We start from the raw sequence: 24,741 nt of genomic DNA, 5'->3' as shown, positions 1-24,741 counted from the left end.
AGCATCCCGTTATTAATGTTAGCCGTATTTTGCGGTAAGAACATTAATGGCGGAAGCTTTCTCTTTTTTTATTGCGAAAAGGAGGAGTTAAATTGCATTTTGAGACGAAGCTTAAGATGGGACAGGTTATTGATGACAGATACAAAATTTCGGGACTGATTGGATCAGGTGGGATGAGTATTGTTTATCTGGCGGATGATTTGCGTCTAAAGGGTAAACGATGGGCTGTAAAAGAAAGCTTATGCTTAGATGAGCTGCATTCTGACATCCAAGCGGAAGCCGATATGTTAATTACACTAGATCACCCACGATTGCCGCGTATTGTCGATTTCTATCTTCCAGATCGAGAAGGGTATTCCTATTTAATCATGGACTATATTGAAGGTGTGAGCTTGAGTCAGCTAATGAAGGATAATCCCGGACCTTTGCCAAGTGACTTCATCATTCAGGCGGCTAAACAGCTTTTAGAAGTCCTTCAATATCTGCATAGTCATCAACCACCGATTATCTATCGTGATCTAAAGCCTTCAAATATCATGTTGACACTGCAAAAAAAGCTGATGTTAATTGACTTTGGGATCGCACGTAGCTACAAACACGGTATCTCTGAAGATACGGTTAAGCTTGGTACGGTTGGCTTCGCGGCACCTGAGCAATATGGAAGTGGGCAGAGTCAGCCGGTATCCGATTTATATGGACTAGGAGCATTAATTCTCTATATGGCAACTGGAGGGCAATGTAGTCAATGGGAGTTTGGGATGGAGAATAGGCTTTATAACCATATGCCATCTGGCATTATTCCAATCATAAGACGCTTATTACGACATCACGCTGAGGAGCGTTATCAAAATGCAGAAGCAGTTCTACAGGCACTAATTCGTATGGAATCTGAAATGGATAGAGGAAATGATTTTACTATTTTAATCCCAGATTCTCTAGAAAAGCGAAAAGCGATGGTCATTGCCATACTCGGAGTTGCCTCAGGTCTTGGAACAACACATACTTCATTCGCAGTGAGTAGCTTACTTGCGCAGAAGGGGGCAACTGCATGGGTTGATTTTTCTCCTGATTCATCGGTTTATGAACGCATTCGCAGCATGTTACAGACACAGATTACAACTGTTGCATCCAAGGATGAGATATCTGCTTTTTCATGGAAAGGGGTGCATTATTGGAAACGTCCTATTCACGGAAAAATGGCTGATTTGCTGAGAGGGGATTATCAATTTGTAGTGTTGGATCTTGGCGTTGGGGAATATGAAGGGGCGCTTGATGAGTTCAAATATAGCGCTATGCCGATCCTAATTACTTCTGGTGCAGATTGGCGACTCGAAGATTTACTTGTGTGGCTTAGGCGTAAAAGGTTACAGCCTGAAACGAATTGGAGGGTGGGGTTACCACTCGCAGAACCCTCAACTGTACAACTGTTGCAGACCGCTATAGGTACAGATAAGATTTATGGACTACCCTTTCAGCAAGATCCATTCAAGCCTAAGGGGAAGTTGGTAGAAGTGATCAATGAAATGTTTGAGGGAGTATTAGATGTACCCAGTAAGGGGAAAAGCCGTAGTTTTTTTCAAAAGAAAGGCTGAATAAAGCGGTTCTCTATGCTTCCTCTTTTCACTCAACTAACTTTTAGTTCAGTGTTGCATTAAAGTGTGTTAAAATATATATTTATACGTGTTTTGAAAAATATAAGAAAGTATAAGTTTTACACTATACTTTATCTTTATATTTCTTGCATGAACGCTTACCGTCCTATAGGGACGCCGAAGACGTTTCTGCTTGAAATATAAGAAAGTATATGCTTCACACTATACTTTATCCTTATATTTTTACGAGAAACGTTTGTCGTCTTTAAAAGACCACAACGTCGTTTCTTCTTATTACGCATTATTTAAGTATAGACAGGAGCTTGCGGAGAATTTATGAGTTTACTTAGTGTAGAAGACGTTTCCCACAATTTTGGGGATCGGACGTTGTTTAAAAATGTTTCTTTCCGGTTGCTACCGGGTGAGCATGTAGGAATCGTAGGAGCAAATGGCGTAGGAAAATCGACGCTTATGAATATTTTGACTGGAAAACTGTTGAAGGATAGTGGAAAAGTAGAGTGGACGCCTCGCGTCCGTTACGGTTACTTGGATCAGCATACGATCTTAACGCCAGGGAAAACCATCCGTGATGTATTGAAGGACGCTTTCTTGCCACTTTTAGAGCTGGAACAGGAAATGCTAACTATAACTGAAAAGATGGGCGACGCTTCTCCTGAAGAGTTAGAGATGTTACTCGAGCAAATGGGGGACATTCAGGAACAGCTGGACATCGGAGATTTTTATCTTATTGATGTAAAAGTGGAGGAAATGGCAAATGGTCTTGGTCTTTCCGTTATTGGACTTGACCGTGATGTCGCTTCACTAAGTGGGGGTCAGCGCACAAAGGTTCTGCTCGCGAAGCTTCTGCTTGAGAAACCGAATGTACTATTGCTGGATGAGCCTACCAACTATTTGGATGTTGAGCATATCGACTGGTTAACTAACTATTTGAAGCAATATCCATATGCATTTATATTGATCTCTCATGATACGGAATTCATGAATAAAGTCGTAAATGTGGTCTATCACCTGGAGTTCGGTAAACTTACTCGATACACTGCGAACTACGAGAAATTCCTGAATATGGCCGAGATGAATAAGATCCAACACATAGATGCTTATGAGAAACAACAGGACTTTATTAAGAAACAAGAGGATTTCATTCAGCGTAACAAAGCTCGTGCCTCCACATCTGGACGGGCGAAGAGCCGTGAGAAACAGCTGGATCGTATGGATCGAATTGATCGACCAGAAGAAGCTGCAAAACCTACCTTTAAGTTTAAAGAAAGTCGGGCCAGCGGGAAAACAGTCTTCGAAGGCATTGATTTCGAAATTGGTTACGACCGTCCGCTTCTACCTATGCTGAACATGACCATTGAACGTGGAGAGAAGATCGCTATAACTGGTTGCAATGGTGTCGGAAAATCGACGCTACTGAAGACTATTCTTGGCGTGATTCCAACATATAGCGGTAAAACTTATCTAGGAGATTATCTGAACTCAGCATACTTCCAACAAGAAGTGAAAGCAGCTAATCTTACACCTATTGAGGATGTCTGGAATGAATTTTCTAGTCTCACTCAGAATGAAGTGCGTGGACATCTAGCTCGCTGTGGTCTGAAAAATGAGCATATTACACGACCGCTTAGCATGCTGAGTGGTGGCGAACAAGCTAAGGTTCGTCTCTGTAAGCTGTTGATGCGTGAGAGCAACTGGGTTCTGTTCGATGAACCTACAAATCACCTTGATGTTATTGCCAAGGCTGAGCTGAAGCGGGCATTGCAAGAATATAAGGGAACAGTCCTGCTCGTCTCCCATGAACCTGATTTCTATGAAGACTGGGTTACGAAAATTTGGGATGTTGAACAGTGGTCAGCAGTACAAGTATAGAATCATCATACTCCCGGGGAATAGCAGACGATCTGCTGTTCTCCGGTTTTTGGATACGGGGAGGGAAACCGAATGATTCATACAGATGGTCGTGAAGATCGTTATTCTCGTCAGGTGCGATTTGAGCCATTTGGAGCAGTGGGACAAGAAGGGCTTGCGCAGTCTAGTGTTTTAGTAGTGGGAGCAGGTGCGCTTGGTACAGGGATTGCAGAGACGCTGGTACGCTGCGGGGTAGGTAAAATTATTTTAGCTGACCGTGATTATGTAGAGTGGAGTAACCTTCAGAGGCAACAGCTCTATACTGAGGTAGATGCTATTGAACGTATGCCTAAGGCTGCTGCTGCGCAGCGCAGACTTCAACAGATTAATTCTGAGGTCGTTATTGAAGCCTATGTTATAGATGTTCGTGCCGAAGAGTTGGAAGGGCTTGTTTCAGGGGTTGATCTGATCATGGATGGTACAGACAATTTTGATACTCGGCTCATTATTAATGATATGGCGCAAAAGCACGGTATTCCTTGGATCTATGGTGCATGTGTAGGCAGTTATGGAATAACCTATACGATTTTGCCAGGAGAAACTCCATGTCTCCATTGTCTTCTAGGTACAGTACCGCTAGGAGGTGATACCTGTGATACCGCAGGTATACTTCCGCAAGCAGTACAACTAGTTACGGCAAATGCAACGGCAGAGGCGCTGAAACTACTAGGTAAGCGTAAAGATCAATTAAGAAACAAACTGTTAACGTTTGATGTGTGGCGGAATGAATACCACGAAATCGGAGTGAAAGCTGCCAAAAAGAAAAACTGCCCTTCTTGTGGGAGTCATCCGATCTATCCCTATCTAATGGCAGCGAATACCGAACGAGGCGATGTTCTTTGTGGAAGGGATACAGTACAAATTCGCCCTGCGAGACCACAGAAGCTTAACTTGCAGGAAACTGCGGACCGTTTGTCTCGTTTAGGAAGCGGAAGCGTGGACAGCAACGCTTATCTGGTTTCTTTTATAGAAGGGCCTTATCGGTTAGTAATTTTTGCTGATGCTAGAGCGTTGATTCATGGAACAAAAGATATTGCTGCTGCTCGGAGCTTTTATCATCGATATTTTGGATAAAGAAGCTGTAAATAGGTGTTCAGGCCATTTCGTAGGAATGGTCTTTTTGTTTTCCGGGAATTCTATACGTACCGCAGTGATGCTGGTGCAAGTCATATGGATATGGGGGAACTTTGTGATTGAGCAAATAATATGGTATATGGCTGATAGCAGTAGTAGAGAAGAAGATCGAACCGTTATAGAAAATGTGCTACAAGATATTGGACTTGAAGCAACAAAAAGCGAAGATCCCGAGGATCTCCGCTTATCCATATCAAAAGTAGAACCGGTACTGCTGCTTGCTGAGTTATGCGAGGTGGGGACTTGGGAAGGCTGGGACATAATTTCCGCTGTAAGAGCTGAGGGGATGATACTACCGGTAATGGTGATTTCCGGTGAACAATCTGAATCTGGAACTGGGGCAGTTTCGGCCTTCTCAGCCGGGGGTAATGAATATATGACTAAGCCTTTACATACCGGTGAATTCAAACACAGAATTCTAAATTTGTTAACTCTTACTGGACGGCGTCGAAATTTAAATCAAATACTGAGAGTCGATGGTTTAATGCTCGATCCCAGCCGCAGGTTTGTAAGTCGCGACGGGATCGAGTTAAAAATGACACCCAAAGAATTTGATCTATTGTATTATCTCGCTGCGAACCAAGGAATGATATGCTCTCGCATCGAGATACTTAAGGAAGTATGGGGTTACCAATTTCACGCAGATACCAATGTTGTAGATGTTTACATCAGACATATCCGTTTGAAAATGGATAAAGGTCACCGGAACAAGTTGATTCACACCGTTCGCGGAACAGGATATGTAATGAGGGCGCCCGAAGGCGGCACCACATCCTGAGACTATTTCTCTATTATAGGTAGAACTCTACTACAGAGTCGTTGTTTACAGTACGCGGCGAGCCTTTAAATATGTTTTTTTCCAGTTACCGGAGTTCAGATCGGAAAGCGTAACACCTGGTTTACCGTAAGTGTGCAGAATTTTGCCATTGCCCACGTAAACAGCAACGTGAGTTACATTTTTACCGTTTGCTCTGCTACCGCTGGAGAAAAATACAAGATCACCTACACGAAGATTAGCTTTAGATACGGCTGTTCCTACTTTAGATTGAGCTACAGACGTACGTGGTAATGTTACGTTATATTGTTTAAAGATGTATTTTGTAAAAGAAGAGCAGTCAAAAACTTTAGTAGTAGAAGTGGATGCACCGAACTTGTAAGGCACTCCCATATATTTCTTCCCGAGATTGACTACGCTTTGACCTTTAGATACGGAAGCTGCTTCAACTTTCGTTGCGCCTACGCCTGTTGCCATCATTGTACCCAAGCCCATTGTAGTAACCATACCTATAACAATCGCTTTTTTAATCCATTGTTGTTTATTCATGTTGTATTACCTCCAAGGTGTCAGTCTTTGTTGTTGTGTTTGTCTGTCTTGCTTGCCTAATTCGTAGTATAGCAGGTTATCTATGACATAAAAATTGGAAGAGGTGCAATAAAGTGAGGCTGGGTATGGGTTGTAAGCGTTTTATTAAAAATTCATTAAAAGTTACAAAAAATTAATAATTTGATGGAATAGGATCTTAAAAAAGCCGGGAAACCCTTGGTACAAAAGAGTTTTCACGGCTTTTTCGAATTTAAGATAAAAGTTACAATGATGTTTCTAAACTATAAAAAAGTAGCATTTTACGTTAAACATGATCTCTATGTATCTAGTCTTTACTCTGAATGATCAGCAACAATCCACTTCGAATGGTAACCGTCCCTGAGGATGAAACCAGTTTGTTACTCACACCAAGTGATTGTCCAAGCTTTAGTGTAGCGTCAGTCAATGGATATTGAAATCCTTCTAAGGTAATACCCGATACTTCAGGGGTTAAAGGCAGTAGAGAAACGTAGGTATAGCCTGAATTTTTGATAACTGCTTGGGATCCTGTAAGGGTTATATAGTTATGCGTGTCCATGACGTAGCAGTTGATTTGACGTTGTAGGGCTCTTGTCATCATTTGAATGCTAGCCAGGGAGTGGTCAATTCGAGTACCTGTAACACCTAATAGTAGAATAGAATTGGGTTGCTGATCCATCGCAATATCTAGCGCCATCTCGCTATCTGTCAAATCTTTGTTCACGGCATCACAGGTGATAGTCTTCTTACTTTTGGATTCAATATCTTGAAGCGCTTCAGGCGAAACGGAATCAAAATCACCTACTGCTATATCTGGTGTATATCCGTGTGAAATGAGAAATAGCGCTCCCTGATCCGCACCGATAATAAAATCATCTTCATCTAATAGGTTGAAATATTCTGGAGACAGTTCTCCACCTGCAAAAATTACGACTCGTTTGGATGACATAACATCCATTCCTCCTCTTAAACCTCTTGTTGAGTATCCTGTCCAGTATAATGCAGATCGAAAGGTTGCACAATTGACCTCGAGAACGCTAAAATGAGAGTGTGCGATCTTTTGAGTATAAATTCACATATAATTAGGTTTAACAACTGGGAGGTGAACGAAATCGTAAGAGTACTGTTTGTATGTCTGGGTAATATTTGTCGATCACCAATGGCGGAGGCTGTTCTGCGGCATAAGATTAATGAACGAGAACTATCTGATAAGATTCTTGTAGACTCAGCGGGAACTGGAGATTGGCATATAGGAAAAGAGCCGCATGAAGGAACAAGACGTATTCTTGATCAGAACGACATTAGCTATGAGAACATGTTAGCGCGGCTAGTCGACAGTGAAGATTTTCAAAAATTTGACTATATCGTCTGCATGGACAAGTCTAATGGAGAGAATGTTCGAAAGATTCCAGGCGGGAAAGACGCCGAGCTAATGTTCTTCATGGATTTATTGCCTGAGGAGGAGCTGCGCGAAGTGCCGGATCCGTATTTTACAGGTAATTTTGAACAGGTATATGATTTGATCAACGCGGGCTGTGACATATTGCTGGAAAGAATGATAAGAGAAAAGCTGTAACCCATTCGGATTACAGCTCTCTCTGTATGATTCATATGGTAAATCGAGGCAAATTGCTGGATTTAACTGTAAGCGCAATCAAGTAATCTACATACTGTTCTTTAGATGTTCACTATTTACTACTATCAATAGGTCATTATGCGTTTAAGAAATAGAGTAGAGATTCTGGTAGCTCTTTCTGCCAGAAGCCCCAGAGATGAAGTCCGTCTTTCTCTCGGTAGGATACGGTTGCTCCGCGTGATTCAAGCAATGTTTTTGTTTCTCGATTCATCTGAACAAAATCATAAATGCCAGTATCCGTTTTGTAGTCTGTTTCCTGCAGACCAACGACCATATTAATGTTGAGCCAGGAGAGATCCTCTTCTTTAGCCAGCATGTCGCGGGATTCAGGATAGAATGCACCGGAAAGGCTGATGATACGTGTGAAGATCGCAGGATAAGCAAGTGCAAGATGGAGCGATACACTGCCCCCAAGGGAGTCACCTGCTAAGATTCGTTCGTCCGGAGTACGGCGCACAGGATATTTTTGTTCAATGAAGGGAATAATCTCTTCGGAAAAGCAAGATAAGTACTGCTTGAATCTGCTGCCAAAAGGAGCGTATTCTTGAGTGCGAACAGCGACGTCTACTTCGACACCAACAATGATGAAGGGCTCCACGTCTTCTTCTATAATAAGACGTCCAGCGAGTGTAGCGATGCGGCCAAAGTTAAAGAACTCTTCGCCGTCTTGGCAGTACACCACTGGGTAGCTCAAGACTTCGTTGTAGCCGGGAGGGAGATAGATGCGTAATTTACGTTCCTCCTGCAGATGTTTACTCCAAAGCGTTTCTTTTACAATTGTGCGTTTCAGAAAAACAGAATCGCTCATAGTTGCCACGTCACCTTTCTTGTCGAATTTTGCAATACACAACGGTTTGCTCTAAAATGAATAGCTGAGTAACTGTGTGATTAATCATTTACTTGTTCCAAAAGCTTTAAACTGTTATATAAAAATAAATCACCTGTTATACATACAAAATTTAAAGGAATATAAATTTTATAAGTATTTCTTTGACGAAAGTAACCAAACAGGTGTATAATAATATTATAACAGAGGCAGCTGATATTCAAATTTTTTTATTGAGGTGAAGATAATGAGTAAAGTTCCTTATGAAGTGTATACAGAGGACGTCGAGGCTCTAACGGTACTTTCCCCGGATGGAGAAATTATCAACAAGGATAAAATGCCTGATTTAACCGACGATCAACTGAAAGAAATTATGTATCGTATGGTATTTACCCGTACTTGGGATGATCGTGCAGTAAATCTTGGTCGTCAAGGCCGTCTTGGTTTCTACGCACCGGTATCCGGTCAAGAAGCTACTATGATTGGTAGCGAGTACGCTTTGGAGAAAGAAGACTTCTTATGCCCAGGCTACCGTGATATTCCGCAGCTAGTATGGCACGGACTTCCATTGTACCAAGCATTCTTATATTCCCGTGGACACCAACATGGTGGAGCTATTCCTGATGGCGTTAATGTATTGATGCCACAAATTATCATCGGCGCGCAAATCCTGCACGCTACAGGAATTGCAATGGGCTTTAAATTGAAGAAACAAAAGAGTGTTGCAATTACTTACACTGGTGATGGCGGTTCTTCTGAAGGCGACTTCTATGAAGGCTTGAACTTTGCTGGTCGCTTTAAACTGCCTGTTATCTTCTTTGTTCAAAACAACGGTTACGCGATTACGACTCCATTCGCAAAACAAACAGCTTCCAAATCGATCGCTCACAAAGCGGTTGCAGCTGGTATCCCGGGAATTAAAGTTGACGGCATGGACATCTTTGCAGTAATCAGTGCTGTTCGTGACGCTGCTGAGCGTGCACGTAATGGCGAAGGTGCTACATTGATCGAAGCTGTAACTTACCGTTTCCGTCCACACTCCCTTTCTGACGATGCAAGTAAATATCGTTCGAAAGAAGAAGAAGGACAATGGAGCGAAAAGGATCCAATCAACCGTCTTGCCAAGTATTTGGAGAAGAAAGGTCTTTGGACTGAAGAAGATACGCTGCGCGTGAAAGACGAAGCGAAAGCTACTGTTAACGAGCAGATTAAAAAAGCTGAACAAACCGAAAAAATGACTATACCTGGCTTGATCGACAGCATGTTCGAAGTAACACCTAAACATCTGGAAGAGCAAAAAGCCGATTTTGAATAAGGGGGATATCAGGCAATGGCACAAATGAATATGAAAGAAGCGATCCGCGACGCGATGCGCGTTGAACTGAATCGTGACCCTAACGTTCTTATCTTCGGAGAGGATGTTGGTAATGTAGGTGGCGTTTTCCGTGTAACGGAAGGGCTGCAAAAGGAATTTGGCGAAGATCGTATTTTTGATACTCCACTAGCTGAGTCCGCTATCGGTGGTCTGGCATTTGGTCTTGGTGTACAAGGCTTCCGCCCAATTGCAGAAATTCAATTCGTTGGTTTTATCTTTGAAGCACTTGATCAGATCGTTGTTCAAGCGGCACGTCTGCGCTGGCGTTCTGGCGGTAAATATAATGCTCCAATCGTATTCCGTACTCCTTTTGGTGGCGGAGTTAAGGCTGCTGAGCTTCATACAGATTCACTCGAAGGTTTGATTGCACAAAGCCCGGGTATTAAAGTAGTAATTCCTTCAAACCCATATGATGCTAAGGGACTTCTTATCGCGTCTATCCGCGACAATGACCCTGTATTCTTCATGGAGCATTTGAACCTTTACCATGCATTCCGTGCAGAAGTGCCAGAGGGTGAATACACTGTTGAACTTGGCAAAGCTAACGTAGTACGTGAAGGTGCTGATGTTTCTATCATTACTTACGGGCTGATGGTACATACAGCTACCAAAGCAGCCGAGCAACTCGAAAAAGAAGGCATTAACGTTGAAATTATTGACCTTCGTACTGTAAGTCCAATCGACATCGACACTATTGTAGCGTCTGTGAAGAAGACTAACCGTGCTATCGTAGTACAAGAAGCTCAAAAGAGCTCCGGTGTTGCTGCTGAGGTTATTGCGCAAATTAACGAAAAAGCATTGCTGCACTTGGAAGCACCTGTTCTTCGGATCGCAGGTCCGGACACAGTATATCCATTCGCACAAATTGAAGATACATGGCTTCCAAACCCTGCGCGTATTATTGCAGGCGTGAAGAAAGTTTTGGATTTCTAAAATATTTTTTCTATGAGAAACGGTTGTCATCCTTTATGGATGACAACGTCGTTTCTTCTTCTGAATTCTAACCATAAGGTCAGTCCCAATTTCACAAGGAGGTTTTCAAAGTGGCAAAGTTTGAATACCGATTCCCTGAACTAGGTGAAGGTTTGCATGAAGGTGAAATCATCAAAATGCATATCAAAGCCGGTGACAAGGTAACGGATGATGATATCGTAATGGAAGTTCAAAATGATAAGGCGGTAGTTGAGGTGCCTTGTCCAGTGAACGGTACCGTGTTGGAAGTTTTGACTAAAGATGGCCAAGTTTGCCGTGTTGGCGAAGTTGTAGCTATTATCGAAGCTGAGGGCGACGTGCCTGAACAAGAAGGTCATGCTGCTGAAGAAGCTCCAGCTGCACCTGCACCTGCTGCACCTGCACCTGCTGCACCAGCTCCTGCGAATGCTAAATCAGCGAACTTTGAATATCGGTTCCCAGAACTGGGTGAAGGTCTGCATGAAGGTGAAATCATCAAAATGCATATCAAAGCCGGTGACAAAGTAACCGATGATGATATCATCATGGAAGTTCAAAATGACAAGGCAGTAGTTGAAGTTCCTTGTCCAGTGAACGGTACTGTGTTGGAAGTTCTGACTAAAGATGGTCAAGTATGCCGTGTTGGCGATGTTGTAGCTATCATTGCTGCAGAAGGTGACGTTCCTGAACAAGCAGGTCATGCTTCCGCAGAAGCAGATGCAGCAAAAGGAAGTGCAAATACCACTTCTTCCCCTGCAGCAACTAGCCCATCTGATGCTAAACAAGGTGGATCTGTTAGTGCAGCACCAGCGCCTGACCGTGATGTGTTGGCTACACCAAGCGTTCGTAAATTTGCTCGTGAGCAAAAAGTGGATATCTCTAAAGTGAACGGAACTGGAAAAGGCGGCAAAATCACTCGTGAAGACGTTGAAGCATTCTTGAAAGGTGGTTCAGCACCTGCGGCAGTGGCAACACCTGCAGCGGCAGCTTCTGAAGCTCCTAAGGCTGCTAAAACTGAAGCTAAAGCAACATCTGCAGCAGCTAGCGGTAATGTTAGTCTTGAAGAAGAACGTGTACCATACAAGGGCATTCGTAAAGCGATCGCCAATGCAATGGTTAAATCGGCTTACACTGCACCGCACGTTACAATTATGGACGAAGTAGATGTTACTGAACTGGTAGCATTCCGTACACGTATGAAACCAATCGCTGAGAAAAAAGGCGTTAAGGTTACTTACCTTCCGTTCATTGTTAAAGCATTGGTTGCAGCTTCCCGTCAATTCCCAGCGCTTAACGCTATGATTGATGAAGAAGCAGGCGAGATTGTTTACAAGAAATACTACAACATCGGTATCGCTACTGATACACCAAACGGCTTGATCGTTCCAGTTATCAAAGATGCTGACCGTAAGAGCATCTGGATGATCGCTAGCAGCATCACTGACCTTGCAGTTCGTGGTCGTGACGGTAAATTGTCTGCTAACGAAATGAAGGGCAGCACGATCTCCATCAGTAACATTGGTTCTGCTGGCGGTATGTTCTTTACTCCAATCATTAACTTCCCTGAAGTGGCTATCCTCGGAACTGGCCGTATCAGTGAAAAAGCAGTAGTTAAGAATGGTGAAATCGTAGTTGCTCCTGTAATGGCGTTGTCACTCAGCTTTGACCACCGTATTATCGATGGTGCGACTGCTCAAAACTTTATGAACTACATTAAATCGCTGCTCAATAATCCTGAGCTGCTGGTTATGGAGGTATAATTATGGTAGTAGGAGACGCTTCTCTAGATATTGACACATTGGTCATTGGTGCAGGTCCTGGTGGGTATGTGGCGGCAATTCGTGCCGCTCAGCTCGGCCAAAAAGTCCTCATCGTGGATAAATCAGAACTCGGCGGTGTATGTTTGAACCGTGGATGTATTCCTTCTAAAGCACTGATTGCTGCTGCACATCAGTTCGAATCTGCTAAGCATGGTGAAGTTTTCGGTGTTACTGCTGAGAACGTTAAAGTGGATTTTGCCAAAACTCAAGAGTTCAAAAACGGCGTAGTTAAGAAAATGACTAGCGGCGTGACTAGCTTGATGAAAGGCAACAAAATTGAAGTATTTAACGGCGAATGCATGTTTATCAGCGACACAGAAGCACGTGTGTTCAATGATCATGAATCCCCACGTTACCGCTTCAAACACTGTATCATTGCAACAGGTTCCCGTCCGATTGAACTGAAACCTTTCCCATTCGGTGGACGCATTTTGTCTTCGACTGAAGCTCTTGAGCTTCCAGAAATTCCGAAGAGCATGATCGTAATCGGCGGTGGTTACATCGGCGCTGAGCTTGGCCAAATGTACTCCAAATTCGGCACTAAAGTAACAATCATCGAAGGTTTGGATACTGTACTTCCAGGCTTTGATAAAGATATGACTCGTCTTGTTGCGAAAAACATGGCTAAAACTGGCATCGAAATCGTAACTAACGCTAAAGCTGAAAGTGCTGTACAGAACGACAAGGAAGTTACCGTGAAATATTCTGTTGGTGGCGAATCCAAAGAAGTTACTGCGGATTACTTGCTTGTAACTGTAGGCCGTCGTCCTAACACTGATGGTGAACTTGGACTAGACCTGATCGGTCTTGAGCTCGACGAGCGTGGATTGATCAAAGTCGATCACCAAGGTCGCACAAGCATTCCTAACATCTTCGCTATCGGCGACGTTGTTCCAGGTCTGGCGTTGGCTCACAAAGCTTCTTACGAAGGTAAGATTGCCGCAGAAGCGATTGCAGGACTTACATCTGTTGTTGACTACAAAGTCATCCCAGCAGTTGTGTTTACAGATCCTGAATGCTCAAGCGTTGGTTTGACTGAGAAAGAAGCGAAAGACAAAGGCTACAAAGTGAAAGCTGGTAAGTTCCCATTTGCAGGGAATGGCCGCGCCGTATCTTTGAACAGCCCAGAAGGTTTCATCAAAATTGTTGCTAACTCCGAAAACAATCTTGTGCTTGGTGCACAAATCGTTGGTATCGAAGCTTCTAACTTGATCGCTGAACTTGGTTTGGCAATTGAAATGGGCGCAACACTTGAAGATATCGCTTTGACTATTCATGCGCATCCAACCCTTGGCGAAATCGTCATGGAAGCTGCTGAACTGGTTGAAGGTCATCCTATTCACGTAATGAAATAATTTCTCTACCCAATTGCTCTAGCAGGCACTGAAAGGCGGAACGCATTTGCGTTTCGCCTTTTTGAGTTTTCCACTTTTTTGAAAAAAGATATAATGGGAGGAGATGAAACAATTTGAGCGAATACACTATAAAATCATTCATCCGTATTTTAAAAACTTATATAGGGAGGACAAATGATGAAACCCAATAAGTTAAAGCCTGGTGATGAGTTGCGAATCATCTCACCTGCCAGAAGTCTGTCGTTAATCGCTGCTGAACAAAGGAAAATTGCCAAAGAACAGCTACAAAAATTAGGCTTTCGGATATCATTTTCCGTAAATTCTTTTGAGAAGGATGATTTTGTTTCCTCATCGATCGATTCTAGAATAGAGGATTTGCACGAAGCTTTTTTAGATCCGAATGTTAAAGGGATTCTTACGACCATTGGAGGCTTTAATAGCAATCAACTGCTACGTTATATCGACTATTCCATCATTGCAGAGCATCCTAAACGATTATGCGGGTATTCGGATATTACTGCTTTAAGTAATGCAATCTATGCTAAAACAGGATTAGTTACATATTCAGGACCACATTTTTCTAGCTTCGCAATGCTTCACGACAATGAATATACCACCGAATATTTCCGTAAGCTGATGATGGACAACAAAGAAATAGTGGTGAGGCCTTCGAAGCATTGGAGTGATGATGAGTGGTATCTGGATCAGGAGAACCGTGTATTTATCAGAAATGAAGGTCCGTTCATTATCAATGATGGAGAAGCGAAAGGGACAATTATCGGTGGGAACCTTTGTACATTAAATCTTTTGCAGGGAACGGAGTATATGCCAAGTTTAAAAAATTCGATATTATTTCTTGAGGATGATTATGAGTCATCGCCTGCAACCTTTGATCGGGATTTACAATCGCTGATTCATCAACCAGATTTTCAGCATGTTAAAGGATTGGTTATTGGCAGATTCCAACAAGGATCACGTATGACTAAAGAACTGTTGATCAAAATCATAACTTCGAAAGAAGAGCTATCAGACATTCCTGTCATTGCAGACGTGGACCTTGGACATACCTCCCCTATGATTACTTTTCCTGTAGGTGGACAAGCCTCACTTCGTGCTTATGGGGTTAGAGTAGAGTTAAGGATATCGGAGTAGCGAATTCCTCGGATTATTAAATAAATTTAAAAAATATCTTACCTTCTACAAAAATCGGATTTTTCAGATATAATATATGAGGTGAAATATTACGGAGGTGCAGTAATTTGAATAATGAGTTAGAACAAACCTATTTGAATTTTTTACAATATATTTTAGATAATGGTGTAAAAAAAGAAGATCGTACCGGAACGGGTACTATTAGTGTATTTGGTTATCAAATGCGATTTGATTTATCAAAAGGCTTCCCATTATTTACAACAAAACGGACTCCGTTCCGTTTAATCGCTAGTGAATTATTATGGTTTATTAAAGGTGACACAAACATTCGTTATTTATTGAAAAATAATAATCATATTTGGGATGAATGGGCTTTCAAAAGATGGGCTGAATCAGACGAATATACAGGTCCAGATATGACTGATTTCGGGAATCGTTGTTTAATTGATGAAGGCTTCAATCAAGTTTATCAAGCAGAGATGAAAGCATTTTGTGATCGTGTCTTAGAAGATGATGCGTTCGCAGCGAAGCATGGTGACCTAGGGAATGTTTATGGTAAGCAATGGCGAAATTGGACATCTTCTACGGGGGAATCCATTGACCAATTACAAGATGTAATTCATCAGATCAAAACAAATCCTGATTCTCGTCGTTTAATTGTAAGCGCATGGAACCCGGAAGATGTTATAAATGCTGGGGCAAAAGGGAGTAAAGCAGCGTTACCACCTTGCCACGTTATGTTCCAGTTCTATGTTGCAAATGGTAAATTAAGCTGTCACTTGCTGCAGCGCAGCGCTGACTCTTTTCTTGGAGCTAACTTCAATATCCCGTCTTACTCCTTACTTACACATTTAATTGCACATGAGTGTGGTCTAGAAGTAGGCGAGTTTGTATATAGCATTAGTGATGCACATATCTATTCAAACCATGTTGATCAAGTTAAAGAGCAATTATCAAGAGATTTAAGACCATTGCCAACATTGGTTATTAATTCAAATAAGAAATCACTTTTTGATATCGAGCTGGAAGACCTTATCATTGAAGGATACAATCCGCATCCTTCGATAAAAGCGCCGATCGCAGTATAAATTAATGGTTATCAAGATTTTTGATCTATATAGGTAGGAAGGAGCGTGTTTCATGAGTATTAGCTTAATATGGGCAATGGGCACCAATCATGTTATTGGAAAAGATAATGATATGCCTTGGCATTTACCGCTTGATTTTGCTTATTTCAAAGCGGAAACACTGGGGAAGAGAATGCTTATGGGCCGCAAAACGTGGGATTCGCTCGGAGGGAAGCCTCTAAAGGGCAGAACAAGCTTAATTATGACTAGAGATACTGATTATGCTCCTGAAGGTGCAGAGGTTGTACACACGCTTGAGGAAGCTCTCAGCGAGGGTAGAAAAGACGATGAGCTGATGGTGATCGGCGGTGCGGAAATTTATAAGCTGATGTTGCCGTATGCTGACAAGTTGATGTTAACGCAAATTGAACAGGATTTTGAAGGAAATACCCGGTTTCCTGATATTGACTGGAGTGTGTGGAAAGAGGTTTCCAATAAGAAGGGAATTCGTGATGAAAAGAATCCGTATGATTACCGTTTTCTTGTTTATGAACGTACGGAATAGCAATAAAACGTTTTCTCTGACATAACATGTGAAATAGTACAAAAAATCAGTAGATTAATCCATTACTGTGCAAAAGTAATGAGTGCTACTATAATTAAAATTAGAAATGATAATCTACAGGTATAGAATGTGCAGGTACTTCATTGCGCTGCTCACGACCATACGAAGCCGCAATATGCTACAATGTACTATACTTCAACACGAAGAGAACGGATGGGGGAAACGTAAACATGTCTACACCTACAGGTTTTATGGAGTATAAACGGCAGCTCCCAGGTGATCGGGATCCTGAGCAGCGGGTAAAAGACTGGGAGGAGTTCCACCATCATTTATCCGAGGACGAGCTTCAGACACAAGGAGCGCGCTGCATGGATTGCGGAACGCCGTATTGTCATACAGGAATTGATATGGCTGGAGGAACCTCGGGTTGTCCAGTTCATAATCTAATTCCAGAGTGGAATAATTTGGTGTACCGCGGACTCTGGAAAGAAGCCCTGGAACGTCTGCATAAGACGAATAATTTCCCTGAGTTTACTGGAAGCATTTGTCCTGCTCCTTGTGAAGGCTCTTGCACAGTGGGTCTAATTGGACAGCCGGTGACCATTAAGACCATTGAGTTAGCTATTATTGATAAGGGCTTTGAAGAAGGCTGGGTTGTACCTAATCCTCCAGAGAAACGTACAGGCAAAAAGATTGCAATCGTAGGCTCTGGACCTGCTGGACTCTCAGCAGCAGCTCAACTTAATAAGGCTGGACATACAGTAACTGTATTTGAACGCAGTGACCGCATCGGCGGACTGCTGACATATGGCATTCCCACTATGAAACTCGATAAGAGAGTTGTTCAACGTCGTGTAGATTTATTAGCTGCAGAAGGTATTAATTTTGTAGTGAATACAGAGATTGGCAAGGATATTCCTGCTCAACAGCTAGTGGATGAATATGATGCGGTTGTTCTGTGTGGTGGAGCTACAAAGGCACGACGTTTTAACGTTGAAGGCAGTGAGCTTAAGGGTGTTATGTACGCCATGGACTATTTAAATGGTACGATTAAGAGCTATTTGAATTCCAATCTTGAAGATGGCAACTATGTATCTGCTGAAGGTAAAGACGTGATCGTCTTGGGTGGCGGTGATACTGGATCTGACTGTGTTGCTACAGCACTTCGTCATGGCTGCAGCAGTATCACTCAATTTGGTACACATGAAAAAGCACCTCTTCAGCGTGATCCGATTGCTAACCCTTGGCCACAATTCCCGAATGTATATAGCCTAGACTACGCGCAAGAAGAAGCTAAAGCCATATTTGGGGATGACCCGCGTGAGTTCTCTATCATGACTACTAAATTTGTTGGTGATGATGAAGGTAACTTGAAAGAGCTGCATACTGTACAGATCCGCCGGATCGTGGATGAGACAGGTCGTAAAATCTATCAGCCTGTTCCAGGCACCGAAGCTGTATATCCTGCTCAATTAGCTTTGATAGCCATCGGTTTTGATGGGCCAGAACAAGATATTATTCAAGAGCTTGATCTTGAGACAGATCGTCGTTCCAATGTGAAAGCTCGTTATGGCAAATTCAATACGAACGTGGATAAAGTATTTGCTGCTGGCGATATGAGACGTGGTCAAAGCTTGGTTGTATGGGCCATCAACGAAGGACGCGAAGCTGCGCGTGAAGTGGATAAATACTTGATGGGTTCAACCGTTCTTGTTTAAAACGTTAAGATAATAATTGTCTAATAAGCCGTTTCAAAAGCAGTTTACCTGCTGGAGAAACGGTTTTTTAAATAAAGCGATGCTTGACGTAGATATCAGTATCATATAAATTAAATACATTATTCACATGATAAAAGCATTGACCAAGGATCTACGATTCAAGAAGCGTTAGAACAGAGAGGGAACCCACCGGGTGAAAGGTTCCTCAAACACGTGTGAGTGGTATCCTGCCTTGGTAGCTGTAGCGATAGTATCTACTAACCCGCTACCGGAATCGACCGTTATCCGATTTGAGGATTGCCAAATCAGAATGGATTGTATTTTGAGTTGGCAGTTGAATAAGGGTGGTATCACGACACATTCGTCCCTGACGAATGTGTTTTTTTGCATTTAGAGAGATAATTTCTGGGGAGGGTATTTAAGATGCGACAAAGCAATTTATTATTAACAACACTGCGTGAGGTGCCTTCGGAAGCGGAGACAAACAGTCATCAGCTACTGCTGCGTGCGGGGTATATCCGTCAATTAGCTGCTGGAGTATATACCTATTTACCACTTGGACGGCGGGTTCTGCGAAAGATAGAAGCGATTGTGAGAGAAGAGATGGATCATTCCGGAACGCAGGAGATTTTAATGCCATCCATGCAGCCTGCGGAACTTTGGAAGGAATCAGAACGTTATGATGTTTATGGTAAGGAGTTGATGACTTTTAAGGATCGTCATGAGCGGGAATTCATTCTCGGTCCAACGCATGAAGAAGTAGTAACCACACTTGTGCGGAATGAGATCAGCTCCTATCGTAAGCTTCCTGTTACCGTGTATCAAATTCAGACTAAGTTTCGAGATGAACGGCGACCACGTTCTGGATTGCTAAGAGGAAGAGAGTTCTTGATGAAGGATGCGTACTCTTTTGATATAAGCTCAGAAGGACTTGATAAATCATACCACCAAATGTTCGATGCTTATCACCGGATATTTAAGCGATGTGGATTGAAGTTCAGAGCTGTTCATGCAGATTCTGGTGCAATTGGCGGAGAAGGGGGCAGCCATGAATTTATGGCACTGGCTGATATCGGGGAAGATACGATTGCGGTTTGTTCCTCTTGCGATTACGCAGCCAATCTGGAACAGGCAGAAGCTGTACGTCCTGTTAAGAAGGAAATGAATTTCGAAGTACCAGCGATAGAGAAATTCCATACTCCAAATTTACGTACAATTGATCAATTAGAGCAGGAGTTGGAGATCCAGCCAGAACAGATTATGAAAACATTGATCTACGAAGGTAGCGGACAATTCTTTGCTGTAGTGGTTCGAGGAGATCATGAAGTTAATGAGATAAAAGTGAGTAAATATATCGGAGCGATGGAGATCGGTCTTGCAGACTATGAAGCTGTGAAATCCTTAACGGGTGTAGAGAGTGGGTTTGTGGGGCCTGTGGGACTTCAATTAACTGTACTAGTTGATGCCGCAGTTGCTGAGATGACGGAAGGTACGACGGGAGCAGGAGAAAAAGATTATCACTTCCGTAATGTTGTACCAGGTAGAGATTTTGGGCTTGAGCATGTGGGGGATTTTCGCAATGTAGCGGAAGGAGAAGCTTGTCCACATTGCGAGGATGGCGTTCTTCATTTTCATCAAGGCATTGAAATCGGACATGTCTTTAAATTAGGTACCAAATACAGTGAGAAGCTTGGAGCTTCCTTTTTAGATCGTTCAGGCAAAAGTCAGCCTATGATCATGGGTTGTTACGGAATTGGAATCTCGCGACTATTGTCCGCAATTGTAGAACAGAATCATGATGATCAAGGAATAATGTGGCCAGTTGCATTAGCACCTTATCAGGTTCATATTTTGATCATGTCCATAAAGGACTCGGAGCAACTGGAAGTTGCAGAGGAGCTTTATAATCAACTTACTAAGCTCGGTTTTGAGACGCTTCTAGATGATAGGGATGAACGTGCTGGCGTTAAATTTAAGGATTCAAGTTTGATTGGTATACCCGTAACGCTAGTAGTCGGTAAGGAGGCTGCACAAGGTAGGGTGGAGTATCTAGAAAGAGCCTCCGCTGCGGGTAAAGAAGTCTTAGAAAAGTTAGAAGCAGTTTCTCGTATCCAAGAATTCTTTTCGCAGCTGAATTAAACTTCTATAACTCAAACTGAAAGCCATTGTTCAGGGCGGGAAAGTGCTGGAGGTAACTTTGTGAGATCATCACCTATTGCCGCATTAATCTGACCCTGAGTCAGAAAAATGCTCTCTGATAGATCAGCCCCCCTAAGGTCAGTGTCACGGAAATCTGCACCAATAAGATCTGCACCTCTAAGATTAGCGCCTTTAAGGTCAGCGGCAATCAAATAGGCTCCCCTCAGGTTGGCGCCCCTGAGATCTGCATTTTTAAGATTTGCGCCGACAAGGTCAGCACCACGGCTGAAAGTTCTCGATGCTTTTTTTAGTTTACGACGAGCCTCAGTACGCACAAGTTCACTGACTTGCAGCAGTAACAGATTAATCTTTGCTCGATGAGCGTCAACATTCACCTTCTGTAGAGAATCAGGGTTAAGTAAAGTGAGTTGTTCCGTCTCATCGAGTGCTGTTTGCAGCTCAACATGTATTGAATGGGTTATATCTAAGTTCAATGATTCATTTAAGTACCATAGTAATTCGTGCAAATGCCACATCGTCGGAAATACCTCGAACATTTGCTTTGCAGTTTTTGGATTCTTCCGCCAGTCCTCACCAGTATAAGTAACCTGAGAAAGCTTTTGCCCAGCCCCAAAACAGTCATATACAGTACAACCACGAAATCCAAGCGCTCTTAAATCTGTATGTACACCACAGCGAAAGTCTGATTGTAGGTTATGGCACGGCTGGCCAGCTGCTTTATCCATAGCAAAATCCACTGAAGCTGAAAAAGGTAGTGCGGAACAGCACAAACCGAAGCAGCTCTCACATTCTGCTTTTAAATAGTGACCGTTTTTGTCCTTATAAGGTTCTGTAAATTTGTGATTTTCAGACACGTTTTGATTCCTCCGATATATAAAACTCGTTTACCAAACTATTCTAATTCATAGAAAAGACAAAGGGAAGGCTGAATTTTACCTAGGCCTACTAACCAATCCATTAAAAAAAACCGAGGTTAATGGTATAATAGAATACTGGACGCATTTTGGACTTAAGAACGAAAAGGTAAGGAGCGATTGTTTTTGAAGACACTCATTATTGCGGAGAAACCGGATATGGGGCGGAATATCGCCGCCGCAATAGAACCGAAGGCCAAAAATTACCGTTCCTATCTTGAAGGGGAGCAGTACATTATTACTTGGGCAATAGGGCATCTAATCGGTTTGGCCGAGCCGGATGCTTATGATGTTAAATACAAAAAGTGGAATATTAATGATCTGCCCATTATTCCAGACCAGTTCAAACTGGTTCCTAATGCGCGGACAATCGACCAGCTCAAGGTAATTGGAGATCTTGCGAAACGTAGCGATCTTCTAGTGAATTCATGCGATGCCGGGCGAGAAGGGCAGCATATCTTTTCACTCATTCAACGACATTTGAAGCTGGAGCATCCTGTGAAGCGGTTGTGGATCTCGGATCTGACCCCAGAGACCATTCGCAAAGGATTCCAGGAGCTGAAGGATGGATCGGAGTACGAGAATCTAACGAAAGCTGCAAAAGCACGCAGTGAAGCGGATTGGCTCATCGGCATGAACGGATCACGTGCTTTTACTACAAAGCATAATGTGCTGCTGTCCGTGGGTAGGGTTCAAACTCCCGTACTCGCGCTGATTTATGACCGTCAGAAGACGATTGAGGCGTTCTCTTCCCTAAAGTTTTTTGAGGTGGAGGGACATTTTACTCAGAATGAAATGAGCTATAAAGGAATGTGGCAGGGGGATCGGCTGACTGACGGGGATAAGGCGGAGGCGCTAGCTGCCAAGGTCAAAGGAAAACCGGGCCGGATTGAGTCTTACGAGGTTAAGGAAACAAAAGAGTATCCAAATAAGCTGTACGATTTAACGCTGCTGCAGCGTGAGGCGAATGGAAAGTACGCTTTTTCCGCAAAAAAGACGCTTGATATTGCTCAAGCGTTATATGAAAAACATAAGGTGATCTCTTATCCACGGACGAACTCCAACTATGTTACAGAACAGAATATTCCTGAGATGCATAAGACGTTATCCGCACTGCAAGGGACGGCTTATGATGAGTGGGTGAAGGGTGCGAATCGCAATCTCGTTCATAAAGGGAATAAATTCATCTGCAACCCCTCGAAGGTTGAGGATCACCACGCGATTTTGCCTACATATCGTAAAGCATCAGGACTTAGTGCAGATGAAGGAAAGCTGTATGATTTGATTGTGCGGCGTTTTTTGTCTCAGTTCTATCCGGCAGCGGAGTATAAAGTGCATACGGTGATGACCGAGGTAGAAGAGGAAAAGTTCAAAACCACAGTCAAGGAATTATTAAGTCTCGGCTGGAAGGTCATTTACGCGGACCAGAAGAAGGATAAAGCGAAGACTTCCAAGGGTAAGAACAAGGATGACGAAGAGGACGAAGAGATCGAAGTGAATGAACCATTTTCTATTGCTCCGGCAGAAGAAGTGGTTTGTAGTGAGGCTATTGTTAAAGAGAAAGATACTCAGCCACCCAAGCATTACACAGAAGGTACGCTGCTTCGAGCGATGGAAAGTGCCGGAAAGCAGATTGAGGATGAAGAGCTTCGCGATGCTATGAAGGATTCAGGGCTTGGAACTCCGGCTACCCGTGCAGCAACGATAGAACGGCTGAAGAATGTCGGATACATCGAAATGCAGGGCAAAAAAATTGCCATCACGCAAAAAGGACGAACAGCCATTGAGCTGATTCGTGGAGCGGGTATTGAGCTGTTGACTTCACCGGAAATGACCGGACAATGGGAACGTCGTTTGAACGAAATATCGAGAGGAACGGCGTCGGACGGGCAGTTTATGGAGAATGTAAAAAGATTCGCCTGCATGATCGTAGACAAAGTACGAGTACAATCTCGGGCGTCCAAAACCTCATTTGAAGGGGAGACGCCTTCTGTCAATACAAGTGCTAAAGGGCGAAGTGCTGGAAGTACATCTCGTAAAACCACCGACAAACCTGCGGCGCCGCGAAAGCGCAAGGCAAGTAGTGAAGAGGAATCTGCCAATTCAGGGCCTAAGGTCATTGGAAACTGTCCGCGTCCAGGCTGCGGTGGAATGATTTTTATGGGTAAAAAAGGCTACGGCTGCTCTCATTACAAGGAAGGCTGCAAATTCGTGATCTGGAAAGAGAATCATGGCCGTACACTCACGGATGCGCAAGTGAAGGCTTTGATTGAGAAAGGTCGGACGGGCAAGCTAAAGCTAACCAGTGAAGACGGTACGCCTCTTGAGGGCAAGTTAGTACTACAGAATATGGATACGGGCCAATTAACGGTAGAATCATAGTCGATTAGAAAGATTGTGTGTACGGCAAAAAGGTGTCTTTAGCCATGTTGGAAACGTGGCAGAGACACCTCTTTTATTGCTAGTTCGCTAATTATTCAGTGGCTTTAGCCAGCTGCGCCTCAATCGCTGCAGTTAACCCTTCGTAAGAGGAGTCTGGAAGCAGGACACCGTTCACCATAAATTTAGGTGTTCCGTTAACTCCATACGATCCCGCGATCTTGAAGTCTTCTTTGACGTCGAACATGTAGGTATGATTCTTGAGATCTGTTTCGAATTGAGCGAAATCAATATCTTCAATGTTATCTTTGACGAAATTTAGAATGAACTTCTGTGTGGCCCATATTTTGCTCTCATCGCCTTGATTGGCGTACAGCTTATGGAGATATTCCCAGAACTTCTCGTTGCTTTGCCTATAAATGGCTTCACCTGCACTTGCAGCAAGATAGGAATCTCGATCCAAAAAGGCAAAATTCATGAAGAAAAGCTCAACTTTTCCGGTATCCACGTAGTCCTTAACAAACGTATCCAGATATTTCTCCGTCCAGTTTTTGCAGGCAGGACATTTGAAATCTGCAAATTCGATGACTTTGATTTTGGCATCAGGACTACCAAGATGAGGTTGCTTTTCATATTTCAGCCCATCAACAACAATGCTCCCCTTCACATCAGTGTAGTTCGGTAAACCCTCTGTACTGTCCGTCTTGTCATTTAGAATGAAGACAATAACAGCGACAAGGATTACAACAACTATACCTAAGAGCATGGGAAGCATTTGTTTGTTAGTTCGAGAATGGTTGGACTTCACTTTCTTGTTCATATCTCA

At 43.0% G+C, this 24,741-nt stretch carries 20 protein-coding genes; 15 read left to right on the top strand and 5 right to left on the bottom strand.

Going from position 1 to position 24,741, the window contains the following annotated elements; all coding sequences use genetic code 11:
• The first annotated feature begins 92 nt into the window (after positions 1-92).
• From MKY52_RS29160 to MKY52_RS29145, 4 genes are all read left to right on the top strand, one after another.
• A complete protein-coding gene (locus MKY52_RS29160) occupies positions 93-1,592 on the top strand; it encodes a serine/threonine protein kinase (protein ID WP_341055301.1) in 1,500 nt (499 codons plus the stop codon).
• Positions 1,593-1,928: 336 nt separating this feature from the next.
• On the top strand, positions 1,929-3,482 hold the full coding sequence (locus tag MKY52_RS29155; protein WP_042188823.1) for an ABC-F family ATP-binding cassette domain-containing protein: 1,554 nt from the start codon (positions 1,929-1,931) through the stop codon (positions 3,480-3,482).
• 72 nt (positions 3,483-3,554) lie between these two features.
• Positions 3,555-4,595, top strand: coding sequence for a ThiF family adenylyltransferase (locus MKY52_RS29150; RefSeq protein ID WP_341055299.1), 1,041 nt, complete (start codon positions 3,555-3,557; stop codon positions 4,593-4,595).
• Complete coding sequence (locus MKY52_RS29145; protein WP_341055297.1) at positions 4,540-5,433, top strand: response regulator transcription factor; 894 nt, start codon at positions 4,540-4,542, stop codon at positions 5,431-5,433. The genes MKY52_RS29150 and MKY52_RS29145 overlap by 56 nt, the downstream gene beginning before the upstream one ends.
• A 45-nt stretch (positions 5,434-5,478) precedes the next feature.
• Here MKY52_RS29145 and MKY52_RS29140 read toward each other — a convergent pair whose 3' ends face one another.
• On the bottom strand, positions 5,479-5,925 hold the full coding sequence (locus MKY52_RS29140) for a C40 family peptidase (protein WP_445671050.1): 447 nt from the start codon (positions 5,923-5,925) through the stop codon (positions 5,479-5,481).
• Positions 5,926-6,304: 379 nt separating this feature from the next.
• Positions 6,305-6,946 (bottom strand): thiamine diphosphokinase, encoded by a 642-nt coding sequence (locus MKY52_RS29135; RefSeq protein WP_341055293.1) that lies wholly within the window; start codon positions 6,944-6,946, stop codon positions 6,305-6,307.
• 162 nt (positions 6,947-7,108) lie between these two features.
• Here MKY52_RS29135 and MKY52_RS29130 point away from each other — a divergent pair, with 162 nt between their 5' ends.
• The gene (locus MKY52_RS29130) at positions 7,109-7,573 is read left to right on the top strand and encodes a low molecular weight protein-tyrosine-phosphatase (RefSeq protein WP_076283779.1); all 465 of its coding nucleotides are present in this window, start codon (positions 7,109-7,111) and stop codon (positions 7,571-7,573) included.
• A 136-nt stretch (positions 7,574-7,709) separates the two neighbouring features.
• Here the strand turns inward: MKY52_RS29130 and MKY52_RS29125 are convergent, their stop codons facing one another.
• Positions 7,710-8,441 (bottom strand): alpha/beta hydrolase, encoded by a 732-nt coding sequence (locus tag MKY52_RS29125; protein WP_076298745.1) that lies wholly within the window; start codon positions 8,439-8,441, stop codon positions 7,710-7,712.
• A 265-nt stretch (positions 8,442-8,706) separates the two neighbouring features.
• Between MKY52_RS29125 and pdhA the strand changes: the two genes are divergently transcribed.
• From pdhA to MKY52_RS29080, 9 genes are all read left to right on the top strand, one after another.
• Positions 8,707-9,774: a pyruvate dehydrogenase (acetyl-transferring) E1 component subunit alpha gene (pdhA, locus tag MKY52_RS29120; RefSeq protein WP_042188812.1), complete on the top strand. Its 1,068-nt coding sequence runs from the start codon at positions 8,707-8,709 to the stop codon at positions 9,772-9,774.
• Positions 9,775-9,789: 15 nt separating this feature from the next.
• Positions 9,790-10,767 (top strand): alpha-ketoacid dehydrogenase subunit beta, encoded by a 978-nt coding sequence (locus MKY52_RS29115; protein WP_042188810.1) that lies wholly within the window; start codon positions 9,790-9,792, stop codon positions 10,765-10,767.
• A gap of 110 nt (positions 10,768-10,877) precedes the next feature.
• Positions 10,878-12,545: a 2-oxo acid dehydrogenase subunit E2 gene (locus MKY52_RS29110; protein WP_341055291.1), complete on the top strand. Its 1,668-nt coding sequence runs from the start codon at positions 10,878-10,880 to the stop codon at positions 12,543-12,545.
• Positions 12,546-12,547: 2 nt separating this feature from the next.
• Complete coding sequence (lpdA, locus tag MKY52_RS29105) at positions 12,548-13,960, top strand: dihydrolipoyl dehydrogenase (RefSeq protein ID WP_042188806.1); 1,413 nt, start codon at positions 12,548-12,550, stop codon at positions 13,958-13,960.
• A gap of 177 nt (positions 13,961-14,137) precedes the next feature.
• The gene (locus MKY52_RS29100; protein WP_341055684.1) at positions 14,138-15,112 is read left to right on the top strand and encodes a S66 family peptidase; all 975 of its coding nucleotides are present in this window, start codon (positions 14,138-14,140) and stop codon (positions 15,110-15,112) included.
• Between the two features lie 107 nt (positions 15,113-15,219).
• Positions 15,220-16,200 carry a thymidylate synthase gene (locus MKY52_RS29095; RefSeq protein WP_341055289.1) on the top strand — a complete coding sequence of 327 codons (981 nt, stop codon included), beginning with the start codon at positions 15,220-15,222 and terminating at the stop codon, positions 16,198-16,200.
• A 52-nt stretch (positions 16,201-16,252) separates the two neighbouring features.
• Positions 16,253-16,744, top strand: a complete 492-nt coding sequence (locus MKY52_RS29090; RefSeq protein ID WP_149647325.1) for a dihydrofolate reductase — start codon at positions 16,253-16,255, stop codon at positions 16,742-16,744.
• 230 nt (positions 16,745-16,974) lie between these two features.
• Positions 16,975-18,462: a glutamate synthase subunit beta gene (locus tag MKY52_RS29085; RefSeq protein WP_076283556.1), complete on the top strand. Its 1,488-nt coding sequence runs from the start codon at positions 16,975-16,977 to the stop codon at positions 18,460-18,462.
• Between the two features lie 423 nt (positions 18,463-18,885).
• Positions 18,886-20,601 carry a proline--tRNA ligase gene (locus MKY52_RS29080; RefSeq protein ID WP_341055286.1) on the top strand — a complete coding sequence of 572 codons (1,716 nt, stop codon included), beginning with the start codon at positions 18,886-18,888 and terminating at the stop codon, positions 20,599-20,601.
• A gap of 11 nt (positions 20,602-20,612) precedes the next feature.
• On the opposite strand, the gene MKY52_RS29075 is transcribed toward MKY52_RS29080, so the two are convergent.
• Positions 20,613-21,476, bottom strand: coding sequence for a pentapeptide repeat-containing protein (locus MKY52_RS29075; RefSeq protein WP_341055285.1), 864 nt, complete (start codon positions 21,474-21,476; stop codon positions 20,613-20,615).
• Positions 21,477-21,662: 186 nt separating this feature from the next.
• On the opposite strand from MKY52_RS29075, the gene MKY52_RS29070 reads away from it, so the two are divergent.
• Positions 21,663-23,918, top strand: coding sequence for a type IA DNA topoisomerase (locus MKY52_RS29070; RefSeq protein ID WP_341055283.1), 2,256 nt, complete (start codon positions 21,663-21,665; stop codon positions 23,916-23,918).
• 91 nt (positions 23,919-24,009) lie between these two features.
• Here the strand turns inward: MKY52_RS29070 and MKY52_RS29065 are convergent, their stop codons facing one another.
• Positions 24,010-24,735, bottom strand: a complete 726-nt coding sequence (locus tag MKY52_RS29065) for a thioredoxin domain-containing protein (RefSeq protein WP_341055282.1) — start codon at positions 24,733-24,735, stop codon at positions 24,010-24,012.
• Between the last annotated feature and the right edge of the window lie 6 nt (positions 24,736-24,741).

The organism is Paenibacillus sp. FSL P4-0184 (assembly GCF_038004625.1).
Classification (GTDB): Bacteria; Bacillota; Bacilli; order Paenibacillales; family Paenibacillaceae; genus Paenibacillus_AQ.
The sequence above is the reverse complement of the archived record's forward strand: the minus strand, read 5'-3'. Positions and strand labels throughout refer to the sequence as shown.

Coding starts and splice junctions, on each gene's coding strand:
- MKY52_RS29145 (WP_341055297.1), top strand. CDS start 4,540: ATGGAACAAAAGATATTGCTGCTGCTCGGAGCTTTTATCATCGATATT.
- MKY52_RS29065 (WP_341055282.1), bottom strand. CDS start 24,735: ATGAACAAGAAAGTGAAGTCCAACCATTCTCGAACTAACAAACAAATG.
- MKY52_RS29140 (WP_445671050.1), bottom strand. CDS start 5,925: ATGGGCTTGGGTACAATGATGGCAACAGGCGTAGGCGCAACGAAAGTT.
- MKY52_RS29150 (WP_341055299.1), top strand. CDS start 3,555: ATGATTCATACAGATGGTCGTGAAGATCGTTATTCTCGTCAGGTGCGA.
- MKY52_RS29085 (WP_076283556.1), top strand. CDS start 16,975: ATGTCTACACCTACAGGTTTTATGGAGTATAAACGGCAGCTCCCAGGT.
- MKY52_RS29115 (WP_042188810.1), top strand. CDS start 9,790: ATGGCACAAATGAATATGAAAGAAGCGATCCGCGACGCGATGCGCGTT.
- pdhA (WP_042188812.1), top strand. CDS start 8,707: ATGAGTAAAGTTCCTTATGAAGTGTATACAGAGGACGTCGAGGCTCTA.
- MKY52_RS29155 (WP_042188823.1), top strand. CDS start 1,929: ATGAGTTTACTTAGTGTAGAAGACGTTTCCCACAATTTTGGGGATCGG.
- MKY52_RS29080 (WP_341055286.1), top strand. CDS start 18,886: ATGCGACAAAGCAATTTATTATTAACAACACTGCGTGAGGTGCCTTCG.
- MKY52_RS29100 (WP_341055684.1), top strand. CDS start 14,138: ATGAAACCCAATAAGTTAAAGCCTGGTGATGAGTTGCGAATCATCTCA.
- MKY52_RS29135 (WP_341055293.1), bottom strand. CDS start 6,946: ATGTCATCCAAACGAGTCGTAATTTTTGCAGGTGGAGAACTGTCTCCA.
- MKY52_RS29125 (WP_076298745.1), bottom strand. CDS start 8,441: ATGAGCGATTCTGTTTTTCTGAAACGCACAATTGTAAAAGAAACGCTT.
- lpdA (WP_042188806.1), top strand. CDS start 12,548: ATGGTAGTAGGAGACGCTTCTCTAGATATTGACACATTGGTCATTGGT.
- MKY52_RS29090 (WP_149647325.1), top strand. CDS start 16,253: ATGAGTATTAGCTTAATATGGGCAATGGGCACCAATCATGTTATTGGA.